General features: G+C 58.4%; 21 protein-coding genes and 2 tRNA genes. 4 read left to right on the plus strand and 19 right to left on the minus strand.

Going from position 1 to position 16,157, the window contains the following annotated elements; genetic code table 11:
• The first annotated feature begins 88 nt into the window (after positions 1–88).
• Complete coding sequence (gene ppdK, locus RHSP_RS05315; protein ID WP_004110135.1) at positions 89–2,755, plus strand: pyruvate, phosphate dikinase; 2,667 nt, start codon at positions 89–91, stop codon at positions 2,753–2,755.
• 27 nt (positions 2,756–2,782) lie between these two features.
• On the opposite strand, the gene RHSP_RS05320 is transcribed toward ppdK, so the two are convergent.
• The gene (locus tag RHSP_RS05320) at positions 2,783–3,064 is read right to left on the minus strand and encodes a hypothetical protein (protein WP_004110136.1); all 282 of its coding nucleotides are present in this window, start codon (positions 3,062–3,064) and stop codon (positions 2,783–2,785) included.
• Between the two features lie 99 nt (positions 3,065–3,163).
• On the minus strand, positions 3,164–3,580 hold the full coding sequence (locus RHSP_RS05325; RefSeq protein WP_037149793.1) for a hypothetical protein: 417 nt from the start codon (positions 3,578–3,580) through the stop codon (positions 3,164–3,166).
• Between the two features lie 241 nt (positions 3,581–3,821).
• Between RHSP_RS05325 and RHSP_RS05330 the strand changes: the two genes are divergently transcribed.
• Positions 3,822–4,754: a DUF1499 domain-containing protein gene (locus RHSP_RS05330; protein WP_037149729.1), complete on the plus strand. Its 933-nt coding sequence runs from the start codon at positions 3,822–3,824 to the stop codon at positions 4,752–4,754.
• Between the two features lie 7 nt (positions 4,755–4,761).
• On the opposite strand, the gene RHSP_RS05335 is transcribed toward RHSP_RS05330, so the two are convergent.
• Together RHSP_RS05335 and RHSP_RS05340 are read right to left on the minus strand one after the other, a co-directional pair.
• A complete protein-coding gene (locus tag RHSP_RS05335; protein ID WP_037149732.1) occupies positions 4,762–5,670 on the minus strand; it encodes an MBL fold metallo-hydrolase in 909 nt (302 codons plus the stop codon).
• Complete coding sequence (locus tag RHSP_RS05340) at positions 5,667–5,969, minus strand: cupin domain-containing protein (protein ID WP_037149735.1); 303 nt, start codon at positions 5,967–5,969, stop codon at positions 5,667–5,669. The genes RHSP_RS05335 and RHSP_RS05340 overlap by 4 nt, the downstream gene beginning before the upstream one ends.
• 158 nt (positions 5,970–6,127) lie before the next feature.
• Here RHSP_RS05340 and RHSP_RS05345 point away from each other — a divergent pair.
• Positions 6,128–6,202: transfer RNA gene (locus RHSP_RS05345), tRNA-Gln, on the plus strand.
• A gap of 180 nt (positions 6,203–6,382) precedes the next feature.
• Here the strand turns inward: RHSP_RS05345 and RHSP_RS05350 are convergent.
• Positions 6,383–6,808, minus strand: coding sequence for a hypothetical protein (locus tag RHSP_RS05350; protein ID WP_037149795.1), 426 nt, complete (start codon positions 6,806–6,808; stop codon positions 6,383–6,385).
• 304 nt (positions 6,809–7,112) lie between these two features.
• Here RHSP_RS05350 and RHSP_RS05355 point away from each other — a divergent pair.
• Positions 7,113–7,189: transfer RNA gene (locus RHSP_RS05355), tRNA-Pro, on the plus strand.
• Positions 7,190–7,257: 68 nt separating this feature from the next.
• On the opposite strand, the gene RHSP_RS05360 is transcribed toward RHSP_RS05355, so the two are convergent.
• From RHSP_RS05360 to RHSP_RS05425, 14 genes are all read right to left on the minus strand, one after another.
• The gene (locus RHSP_RS05360; RefSeq protein ID WP_004110145.1) at positions 7,258–8,313 is read right to left on the minus strand and encodes a tyrosine-type recombinase/integrase; all 1,056 of its coding nucleotides are present in this window, start codon (positions 8,311–8,313) and stop codon (positions 7,258–7,260) included.
• Positions 8,314–8,658: 345 nt separating this feature from the next.
• A complete protein-coding gene (locus tag RHSP_RS05365; protein WP_004110148.1) occupies positions 8,659–8,895 on the minus strand; it encodes a hypothetical protein in 237 nt (78 codons plus the stop codon).
• The gene (locus tag RHSP_RS05370; protein ID WP_004110150.1) at positions 8,892–9,299 is read right to left on the minus strand and encodes a hypothetical protein; all 408 of its coding nucleotides are present in this window, start codon (positions 9,297–9,299) and stop codon (positions 8,892–8,894) included. The genes RHSP_RS05365 and RHSP_RS05370 overlap by 4 nt, the downstream gene beginning before the upstream one ends.
• A complete protein-coding gene (locus tag RHSP_RS05375; RefSeq protein ID WP_004110154.1) occupies positions 9,296–9,856 on the minus strand; it encodes a hypothetical protein in 561 nt (186 codons plus the stop codon). Before RHSP_RS05375 ends, RHSP_RS05370 begins: the two co-directional genes overlap by 4 nt.
• Positions 9,853–10,140, minus strand: coding sequence for a hypothetical protein (locus tag RHSP_RS05380; protein ID WP_004110157.1), 288 nt, complete (start codon positions 10,138–10,140; stop codon positions 9,853–9,855). The genes RHSP_RS05375 and RHSP_RS05380 overlap by 4 nt, the downstream gene beginning before the upstream one ends.
• A gap of 1 nt (position 10,141) precedes the next feature.
• Positions 10,142–10,438, minus strand: coding sequence for a hypothetical protein (locus RHSP_RS05385; RefSeq protein WP_004110160.1), 297 nt, complete (start codon positions 10,436–10,438; stop codon positions 10,142–10,144).
• Positions 10,438–11,472, minus strand: coding sequence for a hypothetical protein (locus RHSP_RS05390; protein ID WP_004110162.1), 1,035 nt, complete (start codon positions 11,470–11,472; stop codon positions 10,438–10,440). Before RHSP_RS05390 ends, RHSP_RS05385 begins: the two co-directional genes overlap by 1 nt.
• Positions 11,459–11,683, minus strand: a complete 225-nt coding sequence (locus RHSP_RS05395; RefSeq protein WP_004110165.1) for a hypothetical protein — start codon at positions 11,681–11,683, stop codon at positions 11,459–11,461. The genes RHSP_RS05390 and RHSP_RS05395 overlap by 14 nt, the downstream gene beginning before the upstream one ends.
• Positions 11,680–12,105 carry a DUF968 domain-containing protein gene (locus RHSP_RS05400; RefSeq protein ID WP_004110168.1) on the minus strand — a complete coding sequence of 142 codons (426 nt, stop codon included), beginning with the start codon at positions 12,103–12,105 and terminating at the stop codon, positions 11,680–11,682. The genes RHSP_RS05395 and RHSP_RS05400 overlap by 4 nt, the downstream gene beginning before the upstream one ends.
• Entirely contained in the window at positions 12,102–13,088 is a 987-nt protein-coding gene (locus RHSP_RS05405) for a DUF5131 family protein (protein WP_004110170.1), read from the minus strand. Before RHSP_RS05405 ends, RHSP_RS05400 begins: the two co-directional genes overlap by 4 nt.
• A 57-nt stretch (positions 13,089–13,145) precedes the next feature.
• Positions 13,146–14,222 carry a recombinase RecT gene (locus RHSP_RS05410; protein WP_004110172.1) on the minus strand — a complete coding sequence of 359 codons (1,077 nt, stop codon included), beginning with the start codon at positions 14,220–14,222 and terminating at the stop codon, positions 13,146–13,148.
• Complete coding sequence (locus tag RHSP_RS05415) at positions 14,222–15,217, minus strand: PD-(D/E)XK nuclease-like domain-containing protein (protein WP_004110173.1); 996 nt, start codon at positions 15,215–15,217, stop codon at positions 14,222–14,224. The genes RHSP_RS05410 and RHSP_RS05415 overlap by 1 nt, the downstream gene beginning before the upstream one ends.
• A gap of 42 nt (positions 15,218–15,259) precedes the next feature.
• Positions 15,260–15,619, minus strand: coding sequence for an A1S_2505 family phage non-structural protein (locus RHSP_RS05420; RefSeq protein WP_004110174.1), 360 nt, complete (start codon positions 15,617–15,619; stop codon positions 15,260–15,262).
• Positions 15,620–15,624: 5 nt separating this feature from the next.
• A partial coding sequence (locus RHSP_RS05425; protein ID WP_037149743.1) for a hypothetical protein occupies positions 15,625–16,157 on the minus strand: 533 nt, incomplete at its 5' end.

Consider the following 16,157-nt stretch of genomic DNA (forward strand, 5'->3'; position numbering starts at 1 on the left):
TTTTGTGCAGCGCAACATTTTGCCGTATTTGCCGATTTTCATTTGTCGCTCAGTGAATTAAGTTCAACCCCGGGAGTTGGACGGGACGATGACGAAGTGGGTTTATACATTCGGCGGCGGCAAGGCCGAGGGAGGCGCCGGAGATTATGCGAGGCTCGGCGGCAAGGGCGCGAACCTTGCCGAGATGTGCAGCCTCGGCATGCCGGTCCCTCCGGGCCTGACAATCGTCTGCGAAGCCTGCACGTCCTATTACAAGAATGGCCGCATCATCCCCGATGAGCTGAAACCGCAGGTCATGCAGGGCCTCAAGCAGATGGAGGCCATTACCGGACGCAAATTCGGCGATATCGTGCGGCCGCTGCTGATCTCCGTGCGTTCGGGCGGGCGTGCTTCCATGCCCGGCATGATGGATACGGTGCTCAATCTCGGTCTCAACGATACCACGGTGCAGGCGCTTGGCCACGACGCCGGCGACGCACGCTTCGCCTGGGACAGCTACCGCCGCTTCATCCAGATGTATGCCGACGTGGTCATGGGCCTCGACAACGAGGTTTTCGAGGAAATTCTCGAGGATGAGAAGGCTCGGTTCGGTCATGAGTTCGACACCGATCTGACGGCCGTCGAATGGCAGCATGTCGTCTCGCTCTACAAGTCCGTTATCCATGAGGAATTGGGCCAGGCCTTCCCGCAGGAGCCTGAAGTCCAGCTATGGGGCGCCGTTTCCGCCGTCTTTTCCAGCTGGATGAACCCGCGCGCGGTTACCTATCGCCATTTGCACAATATTCCCGAGGCCTGGGGCACCGCCGTTAACATTCAGGCGATGGTTTTCGGCAATCTCGGCAATTCCTCCGCGACCGGCGTCGCCTTCACCCGCAATCCGTCGACCGGCGAGAAGGAGCTTTACGGCGAATTTCTCGTCAATGCGCAAGGGGAAGATGTCGTCGCCGGCATTCGCACACCGCAAAGCATCACCGAGGCTGCCCGCATCGCCTCCGGCTATGAGCGGCCGTCGATGGAAAAGCTGATGCCGGAAGCCTTTGCGGAGTTCCGGAGCATCTGCGCGCAGCTGGAAGCCCATTATCGCGACGTTCAGGATCTGGAATTCACCATCGAGCGCGGCAAGCTCTGGATGCTGCAGACCCGTGCCGGCAAGCGTACCACCAAGGCGGCCATGAAGATCGCCGTCGACATGGTCGACGAAGGGATGATCACCGAAGACGAAGCCGTCGCCCGCATCGACCCGATGACGCTCGATCAGCTGCTGCACCCGACCATCGATCCGCGCGTCCGCCGCGAGGTCATCGGCTCCGGCCTTCCCGCTTCGCCGGGTGCTGCTACCGGCGAAATCGTCTTTACCGCAGAGGAAGCGATCGTTGCCGAAGAGGAGGGCCGAAAGGCCATTCTCGTGCGCATCGAAACCAGCCCGGAAGACATTCACGGCATGCATGCGGCCGAGGCGATCCTGACCACCCGCGGCGGCATGACCAGCCACGCGGCCGTCGTTGCCCGCGGCATGGGTATCCCCTGCGTCGTCGGCGCCGGAACCATGCGCATCGATATGCGCAACGAAAAGCTGATCGGCATCGGCGTCACCTTGACGAGGGGTGATATCATCACGATCGACGGCTCCACCGGCCAGGTGCTGAAGGGCGAGGTGCCGATGATCCAGCCGGAGCTTTCCGGGGATTTCGGGCGCATCATGACCTGGGCCGATCACGCCCGCCGCATGACGGTGCGCACCAATGCCGACACGCCGGCCGATGCGCGGGCCGCCCGCTCCTTCGGCGCTGAAGGCATCGGGCTTTGTCGTACCGAACATATGTTCTTCGAGGGCGACCGCATTCATGTGATGCGCGAGATGATCCTTGCCGAAGACGAGGCTGGGCGCCGCGCCGCCCTTGCCAAGCTGATGCCGATGCAGCGGCTCGACTTCACCGGCATGTTCGTCATCATGCACGGCCTGCCGGTGACTATTCGCCTGCTCGATCCGCCGCTGCATGAATTCCTCCCGAAGACGGATGAGGAGATTGCCGAGGTTGCCGGCAGGATGGGCATGGAGCCGGCCATGCTGCGCCAGCGTGTCGACGCCCTGCATGAGTTCAATCCCATGCTTGGCCATCGCGGTTGCCGGCTGGCGATTTCCTATCCCGAGATCGTCGAGATGCAGGCGCGCGCCATCTTCGAGGCGGCGGTTCTGGCAGCACGCGAGACGGGTGCCGCCGTCGTGCCCGAGATCATGGTGCCGCTCGTCGGCCTGCGCTCGGAGCTCGACTACGTCAAGGACCGCATCGACGAGGTCGCGCGCGCCGTCATGTCCGAAGCGAAGATGAAGATCGATTATCTCGTCGGCACGATGATAGAGCTGCCGCGCGCGGCCTTGCGTGCCCATATCATCGCCGAGGCCGCCGAATTCTTCTCCTTCGGCACGAACGACCTGACGCAGACCACCTTCGGCATATCGCGTGACGATGCCGCCGCCTTCATTCCGACCTATCAGCGCAAGGGCATCATCGAGCACGACCCGTTCATATCTCTCGATTTCGACGGGGTAGGGGAGCTGATCCGCATTGCTGCCGAACGCGGCCGCCGCACGCGCAACGATATGAAGCTCGGCATCTGCGGCGAGCATGGCGGCGATCCCGCCTCGATCCATTTCTGCGAGGATATCGGGCTGGACTACGTGTCCTGCTCACCCTTCCGCGTGCCGATCGCACGACTTGCTGCCGCGCAGGCGGCGATCAAGGGACGAGCCTGATATTGCGCGCTGCAATGCCGCTTTCGTTCAGTGACGCCAGTAGCCGCGATGATAGTAATATCCCGGACCGCCGACCACCACTGTCGGCCCCCAGAAGAAGTCATTGTTGCTTTCCATGAAGGCCCGCTGATCCGCGCGTCGGCTAAGATCCTGATTCATCAGGCAATTGGCAAAATTCTCCGAGCCGCGCTTGAAGCCGTAGCCGCCGCATCTCGCCTCGTCGGCCGCTCGGATTTCCTCGGCCGTCTGGCACGACGAGAGTACGAAGGCGATGGAGAGCAGGGAGAAGATGGAAGCGGCGATACGCATGACTTGATGTCCTGAATGCAGAGATGCAATCACGGATTATAGCGTCGCGGCTAAGCGCGCGAAAGGCTTATCGTCGCGTCGTCGCAGGCCGGGGAACGCTTAAGCCGCTTCTCTCGGCCTTTCCGGCAGCCGCTGCAGCAGGTTGACGAAGGCATCGGCGAAACGCAGCAGGTGCTCGGTTTCCTCATCCGGCTGCAGCAGGCGGATTTCCGCCCCGTCTTCGTCGAGCGCCGCAAAAAGGGTGCGCATCGTCGCGTCCGCTTCGGGAATCCGGATCACCGCCAGCCTGCGGCAATCGGGGATCAGGCCCCTAGCGGGGAGATCGAACAGGAAGTCGCCGTGTACGGCCGAGGCCGCGCGCCGTACGGCTTCGCAGAACGAGGGCTCGCCACCAGAAAAACCTTCGAGTGAAAGCTCAAGTTCAAGAAGCTCAAGCGGCAGGACCGGGTCTGCTGTATCAGCCGTGGCAATGGCCGCTGCCGCCAGCGGCTTTACGGCGATATCTTGAGAAAGCATCGGTTCCATCTCATCAAGTCCCTTCGAAGCCTCGATAAAACGCCAAAGAATGGCCTTTTTTGGGAATTTAAGCAAGCGCTCACGTTTTTACGCTAGCCATAGCTGGTCCCAGCTTCGACGAGACATTGCTTACAGACGACATGACATTCGATTTATTTTCATCGTTTCTTGCTCTAAACATAGATCACTTTCCGGGATTCGGTGCATCCGGCTTCCGATCCGACGCGCCGCCGAGCCCTTGATGACCATTCGCTTCGACCGTCCCGTTTCACATGCAGCCCGCGCCGCGCGCCTGATTGCCGCCTTTGCGCTGGTGCTCTGCGGGGTGACGCTGATCGGCCATCGTTTCGGGCCCTTGGAAATGCCCTATTTCGTGCTGCTGATCCTGATCTCGGCAGGTTGCGCCGCCGTTGCTGTGTTTCTGGCGGCGATCGGTCTTGTCGAGCTTTGGCAAAGCGCCGCTTTCGGCGGCGTCTCGGCCGTCAAGGCGATCCTCTATGCTGCCTTGCCGCTTGCCATTCTCGGCTTCGGCATTGAGCGCTATTGGAGCCGGCCGCCGATCTACGAGATATCGACGGATCTCAACGACCCGCCGGAATGGCTGGCGACGCCCGACGCCAGGCAGATCTGGCTGCCGCCGCGCCATCTGGTGACGGCGCAGGAGCGCGAGGGGCAATTCGATGCCTATCCGGCCCTGATTAGCCGCCGCTATGAAGGCGCTGCCGACCGCGTGCTGGAGGCGGTGCGCAAGGTAGTGCGGGATAGCCACATCACCATCGTCAAGGCGGAGGGGGCCGAGGTGGCCGATCCCAACGGCGCTGCGAAGCCCAAACGCCGCACCCGTATTCAGACCACCCACCCGGCGCAGGATGACACCGCCGTCGGCGACGTGCCCGACTTTGTCCCTGTACCGACGCCACGCCCTTTCCGCGATGGCGTCGCCGATCTGATCCGCCAAAATACCGATGTCGTCTTGCAGGGCGAGATGCGCACCCGCATTCTTGGTCTCCCCTGCGATGTGCTGATCCGGATCCGCGAGGAGGCGGAAACCACGCTCGTCGATATTCGCGTCGCCTCCCGCTACGGACAGAATGATCTCGGTGTCAGCGCCGACACCGCAGATGGTTTTCTGAAGGCGCTCGATGCCGAACTGCTCGGCATAGCAGGAAGCTGAGGCCTACTCAGACGGGGCGGTAGGTTCCGAACAATGCCGGAGGACCGTCCGTTTCCACGCGGCCTTTCTCGACGAGATCTTCCAGATGCGCCAATACCGAAAGTGCGGCCGCGCCATGCAGACGCGGGTCCGTCTCGCGATAGATGGCCTTCACCATGTCGGGGATCAGGCGGTCGCCGGCCTTGATGCGCTCAAGCACAGCGCGCTCGCGCATGCGCCGATGGGTTCTAAGGCCGCGCATGAAAGACGCCGGCTCCTTCACCGGCCCGCCATGGCCGGGCAGGAACAACCGGTCCTCGCGGGCGAGAAGCCGCTCCAGCGAGGCCATGTAGTCGGCCATGGAGCCATCCGGCGGCGCGACGATGGATGTGGCCCAGGCCATGACATGATCGGCGGAAAAGACGATGCCGGTGCCATCGAGCGCGAAGCAGGCGTGGTTTGCCGTATGGCCCGGCGTTAGCAGCGCCGTCATCTGCCAGCCGTCTCCGGAGACGCTTTGGCCGTCGCCAAGCACGATATCCGGCTGGAACTCCATGTCGGAGCTTTCGGCGAAGGGATTGACCTCGCCCCGATAGAGGGGGCGCGCGGCGCGATGCGGCCCTTCGCCGACGGTGAGCGCTCCCGTCGCCTCCTTCAGCCGCTTGGCAAGCGGCGAGTGATCGCGGTGGGTGTGGCTGACGAAGATATGGGTGACCTCGCGCCCCCTCAGCGCCGCCATCAGACCGGCGAAATGCGCCTCGTTCTCGGGGCCGGGGTCGATGACCGCCACCGACGAGCCGCCGACGATGTAGCTGTTGGTGCCGTGAAAGGTGAAGGCGCTCGGATTGTTGACCGTCATGCGTTCGATGCCGGGCGCAACGGGGACAGCTCGGCCATAGGCGGGCTCGAAGGCAAGGTCGAAGTCAGGCGTGCTCATGATTGCTTGTATTCGATTTCGATAAAGGACATCGGCTCGGAGCCGGCATTGACGACATTGTGCTCGACCCCCGCCTCGCGCCGATAGGCGGCACCCTTGGTGATATCGACACGGCGGCTGCCGCCGGGGTCTTCCAGCAGGAACTGACAATCCGTCATCGGCACGACGACATAGCCGAGGCCATGCACATGATGCCCGGTATCGGCGCCCGGCTCGAAATCCCAACGCGTAATGCGCACGATTGCGTCATCGAGAAGCACGGTGGGAACGGCTGGCGGGCGGGCGCGAAACTGGCTCATCGGGCCTCCTCATTCGGATTGCGGTGCGGCAAGACCTATCATAGCCGCCCAAAAAGCACACAGAAATATGCGTCAACGCATAACTTAGTGATTGTGGCGGCAAGCGACCTTTGCTAATCAGACGCCGATTTGGCGGAGATTGAAGCCATTTCCTCTGTTGGGGCGTCGCCAAGCGGTAAGGCACCGGTTTTTGGTACCGGCATTCCCAGGTTCGAATCCTGGCGCCCCAGCCATTTCCCTCTTCCTGTTGAGAAAAGCACCCCGCAACATCTTTGCCGGCGGTCGTCATGCATTCTTCAATGGCTTCGCTGCGCTGCCTGTCATCTCGTTCAGAGCTAGAGGGTAGTCTGCAAACAAAAACAGGCGGCCTTTCGAGCCGCCCGCTGGTATTGTCTCGTGACGAAGCTTTGGCCTCAATCTGCCTGTTCGGCCTGTTCAGCCTTTTCCGGCGGCGCCAGAAGTTCGGCGCAATAGGAAGGGCCGCTGATGCCAGGCTGGTCGCCGAGGATGTGGACCGAGCGGATTTCGTAGCTCTGGTTGGTGACGATATCGGCCTTGCAGCTCAGAGAGCGCTTGCCGGTCGTCTTGCCCTCCTTGGTCTTGATCGTGACGTTCTTGTAGCCGCCGCGCCAGGTGTAGACACGGCTGCCGCCGTCGTCGCGGTCGGAGAGCGGCGGGCCGTAGGCTGCGAAGAAGCGTCCGGCGGACTGGCCTTGCCAGCGATCCTGAACGGGGTTCTTGGCCAGCAGCGGCAGGACCGCTTTCGTTGTCGTGGTTGTGGTGCTGCAACCGGCTAGCGCCAGCAACAGTCCCGCCGCGGTGATCATGCGGATATTCATCGTGTCGTCCTTGAGCTTCTGTCTCGCATCGGTCGCGGAAAGGCCGCGCTGTCCCACGACGTTTCCACCTGTCCCGCCTAGGGCTTTACCGCCAAAGCCGGCAAAAGAAAATTCCCATCCGCGTGTACAAGCGGGATTTTACTCGATCTGTTGCGTCTTTTGCACGCTGGCAATTTCGGCACCTGTTTCCTGCCAATTTTCTAGGCAGACACGCCTGTAATTTTTTCGTCAAAAATCAGATGCTTTTTTTGAAATTGGTGCTTGTACATCAAAAATGGCTGGTCTATAGAAGCGCCGCTGGTCACGGAGTGTAGCGCAGTCTGGTAGCGCACCACGTTCGGGACGTGGGGGTCGAGTGTTCGAATCACTCCACTCCGACCAGCTAAATCAACTACTTAGGTTCCCGACGATCTCATCAGAATTCAGTATCGCACATCTTCCGCACGGCTTCAGTAAGCATTTGCGGCATTCTGTTGGAATTCCGGATCATTATGCAGGTAGGTCCGCTCGAATTCCTCGGTCGTGATTCCGAGCGAAGAAGCGGCTTCCTGGACATCAATCCCTGCATTTGCCAGCCACGTTGCGCGAGTGTGACGCAAGGTATGTGGCGTAACGTCTATACCCAATCCAGCCTCTGTTCGGACGGCCCTGAACGCCCTGTGCGGCTTTATGACCTTTGCGCCATAATAGTTGATCACATTCAGCGTAGGGCGTTCCTTGTCGATCTTGGCGTCTGCGTCCTTCCAGTAGTGAAGGAAGGTGAGTAGCCGGGGTGGAATTCGCATTGGCGTTTTCCGCTTATTATGAGCAACGCGCTCGCCTTGGGCCTTTCTATGAAGAACGCCCTTTTCCAGATCGACCCATCCCCCTGAAGTATTTGGCATCCACTGCAGCCCCAGCATGGCCGACAGGCGCGTTCCGGTATAAACGCCGATAAGCAGAAGTCTAACGATGTGGCCGCATTGCTTGATATTCCTAGCGGCGCGGATCATGTCGGCAACTTCCTTGCGGGTAAGCCAGCGTTCGCGTGGCGGGCTTTTCTCCGGAAGCGTAATCTTCGGCAGAAGATCAAGCGTATGCTCGGCATGATAATAATTTGCTGCCGCTCGAAGGACCTCCAAGTCCCGTCTCGCGCCGCCCGTATTCCCGCGATGATCCACGTACGAGCGGCATGTTTTGCCGCGGATATCGGCAACAACCATCTTCCCGAAGAATTCATTCAGACGCCCCAAGGCCGCTTTCGTCTCTTTCGGGCGTGCCGTGGCATCTGCCTTCTCGTCAAAATAAACGAGAATAAGATCCCCTATCGTGATCTCAGCGGCACGACCGCCGCGCTTGGGCTCATATTTTTCCGAGAGGTATTGGTGGAGCTTTCTTTCAGCTTCTGCAGCCTGGCCCTCACTGCATCCTGTGCGGATATCGGTTGTCCCGTCTCGGATAATCCAGACGTTGGATTTTCCGTCTTTCCTGAGATAGAGCCTTGGTGGCTTTCGCTTTTGCGGCATTTTTCGATCATCCTCTTGACTCCGTTGTGGGTGACGAAATCCTTGTTGGCGATCCTGATAAGCTCTAGATTGCCTTTCCTGGCCTCCGTTCGAAGGGCAGATTTCGTCAGGCGACCACGAAAGAACAATTGGCAGGCATCTTCAAGAGTGACGGGTTCATCGTCACCGATATCCAAGGCGGCAAGTGTCATTTGTCCTCGCCCTCCCTATCCAACCTGTCCGGATCAATGCCAGCCTTCAGGAGTTCGGCGCGGAGACGAAGCCTTTCTCGTTCGCGCTTTGCATCTAAATATTGCTCCGATACGCACCAGATAGCGTATAAACCGAACATACACACGAGACCGATCATCCTTCCTCCTTGCCAATGTTGGCCTTATGTTCTTGCAAAGGAGTAGGGGCGGAATCGGAGAGGGCGCTGCGACCGGCATTGCTGATGTAAACCGTCCTGCCAACAATCTCGATCAGATTGGCGAGCCAAAGGCGATTGATTAGCTTTTCATCGCAATCGCTGATCCAGGCAGGTCCAATTTCGTTCCGGCGCCGCAGAAACGTCCTGTCGTTAGCTGTCAGCTTCACCATCATCTCCCCTCCAGCCTAGAGAGGAGGGCGCGGACGGCAAAAAGATCGCCGGCAGTGAGCCGATTTTCCTGCTCGGGATTATCGAGCGCCAGAACCAGATCGGAAGCGTTCCAATTGCGCGCGAAAAGCTCTCCGGCCATTTTACTTAGCGGCCCCAGCACCCTTTTCACCTCCTCTATAAGGTCGTCGGTGCGTTGGCGCTCGGCCTGAGCCTGAGAGACCCGTAGGAGGTTTTGTGTGGCGTGTTTTGCGGAGAGCCGATGGCCGGCAAGCTGGGCTGCCAAATCGGACCTGAGGCGCTCGATCTCGTCTGCCGCATCATCGCAAAGCCCATAATCCCCCTTCGAAGATTTAAGGCTACCGAGGCCGTTCGCGCAGGCCCGCAGGCGTTCAACGATATCGCTCATCCCTCGGCTCCTTCCTTTAGGATGGAGGGAGGGGAAGGACGATGACGCCAATGTGTCGGTATCACGCCGACTGACGTTTCCCCGCTGGTGCCAAAGCCTCTATCGCCCCAAACGGCCCAATATTGACGACTGGCGCTCCACCAGACATCGGTCACCCTTTCAGCGCCAAAGCGGTTCACCTCAATGACATCGATCTTTGTTCCGTCCTTCGGCGCAGTCTCGATCGGCAACCACCCATCGCCGTTTCCGGCTTCTGGGAGAGGGGCGTGGAGAGCAGCGCGCAGATTGCCTAGTTCGTCGCTTATGATGGCACGCTTGCCGATTTCGATGCGGACGCTAGTGTCGTCTGGCAAATCTTCGGTGCCGTCGTTGAGCCAGTCGGCAATGAGATCCGCTGCGCTTCCAATTTCAACGGCGTCACGGATTGCCTTCACGGCAGCATTGAACAGCTTTGGAGCATGCCACTTCGGGTCGAAGATCACTGTATCTGGGCCGGGATAGTTCCGGACGAAATATTCGGTGAAGGCAGACAGAGCCTTATCGTGTGGTGTGGTCATTGGGAGGAGTCCTTTATCGCGGGCAACGACGTGAAGACGACTTCGACGCCAATATCCCTCAGATGAGCAGCGAGCCTGCCATAGACTGCCGATTTTCGTTCGTGAACGCCTCGCGACATGCAGGCGGTAATCAGCGCGTCGGTGATCTCTAGGCCATACGGCTTGGGGTCGCCAATTCGGGGTGCGCGCGCGAGGCCGTGGACATCCGCAAGCTTATCTTGGTAGCAACGGCCACCTTCGATCCACCAGCAGCCTTTGCAGGGGAGGTTATCTAAGCCGGCCATCCTACGCCTCCTCTTGGGCAAGCTTGGCCCGGAGGGTGGCTGAAACCGGTCGAAGCTTGAAGAAACCTTCCGCCGCAACGGTCGCATGCCCAAGGCAACCAGCCAGAACGGTGATGTTGTCCTTGGCCGAATCCTTCGAATATTTCGACTGGATGTGAACCGCAGCGGTCAGCAGCATCATGATGCAATCGGCTGGATCAGCATTCACATTCTGGCAGATGGCTTGGGCTACTGCCTCGATCGCCAGAACACGCTCGCGCGGATCTTGGGGGATTTTTCCTTTGATCTCGATTTCCATTACTTGCCTTCCCCCTGCTGCTGGAGGGCGGCGCGGAGAGGAGCGTTGATGGCTTTGCTCATTTCAATGTTGATGCAGGCGAAATCCCAATAGCTGGCTAATTCGACGCGACCTTCATCCCCAATCTGAGCTGGAATAAAATGGAAGTTGACCCAGACGTGATCTTGCCCAGCAATAAACCCAAGGCGCTCAGCTTCCAACAAAATCGCATCAGCCTGCTCACTGACATCATCTTCTACGATATCGAAGCTGCGCGGGAAGCTCGGAAGAACATGAGCGCCATGCTCGTTACGACCGTCAAGGAAGAGAACGCAGAACGGCTGTGTTAGGATTTCCACCCGCAGCGCCTCTATCTCTGTGGAGGGGGATGGGGCGGCGGTCAAATCATCGCAATCACGGCAGATTGAATGACGACCTTCTTTCCCAGTTCCGTCGCAAGTATGACACGTTGACGTGGCGGAAAGTGCAATTTGTGCGTCAGCTAGGATTTCGTCAGGAGATCCGGACCCAGATATGCCCAACATCGTGCACATGATTTCGACTGTGTGATGCCACTCTTTCGCCCAGCGCTCGTAATCCTTCTCCGTCCCTCTCTCTACAGGAGAGCCGAGAGAGGGGCGGATGCGGGCCTCCGTCAGATCATAAAAGGCGCGTTGGCGGTCTGGGTCGCTCGAATGCTCGATTGTGTAGCCTAGTATGCCGTCAACAATCTCTACAGCCAATGTGCGAGTATCTGCCTTGACGCTCACCGGCTGCGGCGCTGCTACGGCGTAGAGGGGGATATCTGGATGGTACGGAAGTGGCTCGCCCCACATAATAATATTTGCGCCGGGGTTGTCCTTTACTTTCTGCAATTGCTCGCGCGTCGTCCACGCCACCGGCTCTCCTGGTAGGGATGTAAAGGCTCTCTCGATCTGGCTTTCCGTGAGCTTTCCGGCACCTTCGCCGCTGATTGTAACCTGCACCCAATCTTCGTCTTCACGGATATTGTTTATGTCGGCATAAAACCTTGTTTCAGAGTTATTCGTGATCATGGTCGGCTTCCTTGGAGAGCGGCGCACGCTTTTCGATCATCGGGGAGACGAGATCCTTGGACTCAAACCAGATCGCAGTCGATGAACCGTCGGCGTGATCGAAGCTGATGAACCAACTATGCTTGCCGAGACGTTCGAGATGAGCGCCCTTGGTGGCAACGATCTCATCCAACTTTCCCTTGTCGGTTATGGTCACGCGATCGGCGCTCACTGTTCGATCCTCTCGCGAAGACGGCCGGCCATCGCCAAGCCAGAGTTGATTTTTGCAACGACCCAAGGGAGAGCGTCGGTTCCGCGCTCGCAGAACGCGCCCCAAATGATCGTTGCTAGCTCGTGTGGGTTGATCCCGTGATCAGACCAGAAGGCCATTTCGCCGCCGGGGTAATCATGGCTGGCACGATGTTCCTCGGCTGTGAGCGGAAGTACCCAACGATCCGGAGCCTTGGTGCCCTTTCCCCGCCCATAGTGGAGATAGTAGGTATCGGCTTCCGATAGGTGAGCTGCCTGAACAGGATACTTGCCAGAGATCACGCTTGGGCAGTCGTGAATGAAGGCAATATAGTCCTTCGATTTCGACGGCTTTGCCTTCGGCGTCGGTGCGAAATTGGTGTTTGCTATACGGAAGGCGCTCATGCGGATACCTCCGGAAAGGCATCATGCGTTACGCCGTCGAGCACGCGGCCAGCGAACTTCTTTCCGACTTTCTGCATCGGCCAGCCGTCGTCTACTCGATCGCCAAAGGTGTTGATGCGGCAGAAGCCGACGGTGTCGGTCGGCCACTCACCATCGTTCGCCTGCGTGGGTAACCATTCGCCATTCTGCTTGTGGTGGAATGGAACGCGATATCGTGCGCACTGGTCACGCAGAGATCGGAACCATGTCGGATGGGTCGGACGCGCCTTGTGGCCACCTTGATCAGTTTCGCCACCCGTGATCACCCAATCGATCGTTGGAGACGTCCAACTCGTCGACACATTGATGCCGCACTCGGATCGGCTACGAGGCACGCCTCCGCTGGTCACTGCCCCAGATAATGCATTGATCCAAGGCTTCGCCGCCGGATTGAATTCGCGCAGGGCGGTCAGGTCGATCGGGCCCAGCAGAGGTTCACAGGACAGGAAGGCAAACTCTGGATTGATAGCGGCCTTCGCATCGAGCAATGCGGGAACGTTGATGTCGGCCCGCTTTTGGTCCTCGATCGTCGTTCCGATCGCGGCATTGCTCGGCAAGCCTCCGGCCTTGTCTGCAAGCTCGATGATGTTCTGCGGGCGCTTGGTCAGCAGGAGATAGACGAGGCGCGGCGTCTTGCGCATCACCTCGAAAGCATCGGCGCGCCACTGCGGATTGACTTGATTATCGAAGATGTCGGCAAGGCTGGCGCAGAAGATGAACGGTCGGTCGCCTTCCTTCTCGGCCTGACCCTGCCAGCGGAACGGATCGTTCCATGTGTGGACGCTGGTCCGTACGCGGGGCGCATTCCCCCACTGAACCTTCCGATAGCGCTTGTCCATCAGCGCTTCGGCATAGCATCCGTCGCATGCAGGACTGACCTTGGTGCATCCCATCCAAGGGTTCCAAGTATGACGGGTCCAAGAGATTGCGGAGTTCTCAGCCATATGTGCGCCTCCATATCCAAGACAGCCAGGAGAGACGAAGAGAGGAAAGGGTTGGGCTCATGCCGCACCGCCCAGCTCAGCAGTTGAGCAATCCAGAACGTCGATTGCGACATAGCTGCGAGCTTCATCAATCGTCCGCTTGCCGGCAAATACCGCCTTGAAGGCGACAGTGACGGAAGACATTTTCGCCCATTGCGACTTGTGGATGACATCGGCCTTGTAGCTGGCGGTCATTTCTTCGATGATGTCGGATTTGACGGCCGCATCCAGATCGCGGTCGGCGAGGGTGGTGAATGCCTTCAGCGCAAATTCCATAAGGTGCTTGCGAAGATCGGCATCAGAAAGGGGAGCGTCCGACGACGGAGAGGAGGGCGCATCGTCGGACGCTGCGGAAGCGGAAAGGGCACCGCTGTCCGCTGTATCCGGCTCGGATGGCGTCGGGCCGGAATTGGGATTGTCAGTCAGGATTTCGCCGTTGAGAGCGCTTTCGGTCTCGGACTGGACGAATGAGGCGTCAAAGCCTTCACGCTCGCCATCGGGCTCCTGCGCAGCTTCACGAGCTGCCTGAAGACGATCCTGAAGGGTTACTGGCTTAGCAGGAGTAACATCCTTCATGCGTTCGTATTCATCCGGCTCCATGATGCCGGAGAAACCGAAGGCATAACGGGCGCACTGGATGGCCGCTTTGTGGCGAAGCATCCTGTTTGGCCATTTCTTCCAAGGGTCAGTCTGGCGGAAGCATTCGGACATGTATTCAATGACAGTCGTGGGGCGCTGACGATCTTTGCGGTACATCTTGCATTCGACCGAATGCAGTTTGCCATCAGCCCCGTTCGTGTCGACAAACTCCATACCGTCGAACTGCGGGTGGGAGTTAATCAGGTTCATCCAACCATCGATTGAAACTATAGGTGTAATGCCGCCACGATCCGGGAAAGCGTAGATTTCCTTAGTCAGTGGGTTGAGGTCATATTCTTTGGCGACCATCAGGAAGGCGGCAAACTGCTCATTTGAGCACTCGCCCTTAATCACGGTAGCCTTGATGGCATTAACGAATGCGGTTGGCTCCATGTCGTATTTGGCAGCCATGGAATCTACGAGCGAACGCTTTTGGATTGTTGCAATCTGGTTCATCACGCGGCCTCCGAGGGGATGGACGGTTCACGTTCGATCTGCTTGTCGAACCAATCAGGAGAGGAAAGAGTGACGCCGCTTCCATAATAGGTTGGCCAGACGCCCGAGCCGATGCATTCGGCGAAGACGTTGATTGCGGCACGAAGCTGGCGCATCCCGAGATCAATTAATTGCGGATCGATCGGTTTGATGTTGTAGGCCCACGGGCGCTTCGTCTCGATGAAGAGCAAGACGTGATCAGTGACTCGCTTCTTCGTCAATATCCCCAGACCCATACATGCTAGGGCGAGCTGCATGTGATAGCCGTAGCCGATGGTGGAACGTTGGCACCCGATCTCGCTAGCATCTGAGGTGGTTTTTAGGTCGGCTATGAAGCCATCGGCAGGAATCGAATCCGGGCGAGATTTCAACCAGACGCCAGTCTTTTCATCTTTCCAGATGATAGAGCGCTCGATGCGGCCGCGTAGCAGATCAACGAATGTCTGATCTCCCGAGATACGCTCTGCCATGCCTTGGATATTGATGATGTCGTCAGGTACGAGGACTGTCTTGCCAGCGTCCATCTGTGCAGATTTCCATTCCTGAGAATCCTTTGTGCGCCAATCCTTCCACTCGGTCGGTCGAATGACGTACTCGTTACGAAAGCCGTCTTCGGAAAGTAGAAGCGTGTGAACTGCCCGACCTAGATTGAAATGCTCTTTCGTCTCTTCCGGAGCGCGGTTAGGATTTAGATAGCTCTGGTCCCAATATTGCAGGGGGCAGCCATTGGGGGGCGTAAGCTGGCGAAGACCACTGGAAGAGATAGACGGACCATCACAGCAATCCGAATGATAAACGGACATCGGAACACGAGCCCAAACGCCCGGTCCGGTGATCTTGCCGCCGTCATACATCTTTTCGCCATTGGCTCGCTGCTGGACAATGCGCTCCATGATGCTGTTGTATTTGCTGCCCAAGACTTTTTCGGAACCCGGACGGTCGATGATCTTCGCCATAACGGCTCACTCCTGTTGAAATAGAAGGTTTTTCGATGCCGCTTAGTCGGCTTCGTCCCATGTTTCGGCAAACCGGCAGTTGCTGGGCATGTCTGCAAACATCGGGCGGATCTGTGGGCGTTTATATCCGGCGAGCCCGCAGCCGATCGGCGTCACATAGAAGGTTAGTTCGTCATGCTGACGGGCGAAGGCCTTGAATGAGCACACATGATCTTCAATGATATCGAGCGGTAGAGTCTCGATATAGAAATCCTTAGTGGGAATGCCGTAGGAATTTCCCTGCAGTCCGATGCCCTGGCCATAGACGGCACCATGGTTATCAAGAGCGAACCTGGCCGCACCGCCGCCGTGCCTTCCAGCTAAATTGCTGCCGAAAACAAAGATGTCTCGCTTCGCAGACATTGGCGTTACTCCGCAGCCTGTTCGATCGCGACTGGCGACGGCTTGCCATTGCGATCAACTTCGAAGCACGGAGAGCAGCATCCACGGAACTTCACCTTCTGAGGCATACTGCCATTGGGATGAACGGAGATATCTTCGAGCTTGACAGGGCATCCCACGAATTTCTTTGCACCGATATTGAATTCCAGCGCCATCCTCGGATGCGGAGAGGCGTGAAGACCACCGCCGCATTCTTCCAGGCCACCATCCCAATCCGGAGCGACTGGAATCTGACCCGGCGCATAGGAAATATCTTTCTGGCGTGCGCGACTGGTCGAATAATCATCGTCAACAGCCTTAAAGAGTGTTGCGACGCCATCGATAACATCGACGCCATAGTGATCGCACCACTCATCCGCCGTTGATGGCTTGTTGGCTTCAAGGATATTGCCACCGCTTATTTCCTTGGCCGGCCCATGCCGCATGATGGCGACATGAAGGGATGCCTTGATTTTCAGGGCCGAGAAGAGGCGAACAAAGACGTTCTCCCTGGCCTCGA

The sequence above is a fragment of the Rhizobium freirei PRF 81 genome (genome assembly GCF_000359745.1).
Taxonomy (GTDB): Bacteria; Pseudomonadota; Alphaproteobacteria; order Rhizobiales; family Rhizobiaceae; genus Rhizobium; species Rhizobium freirei.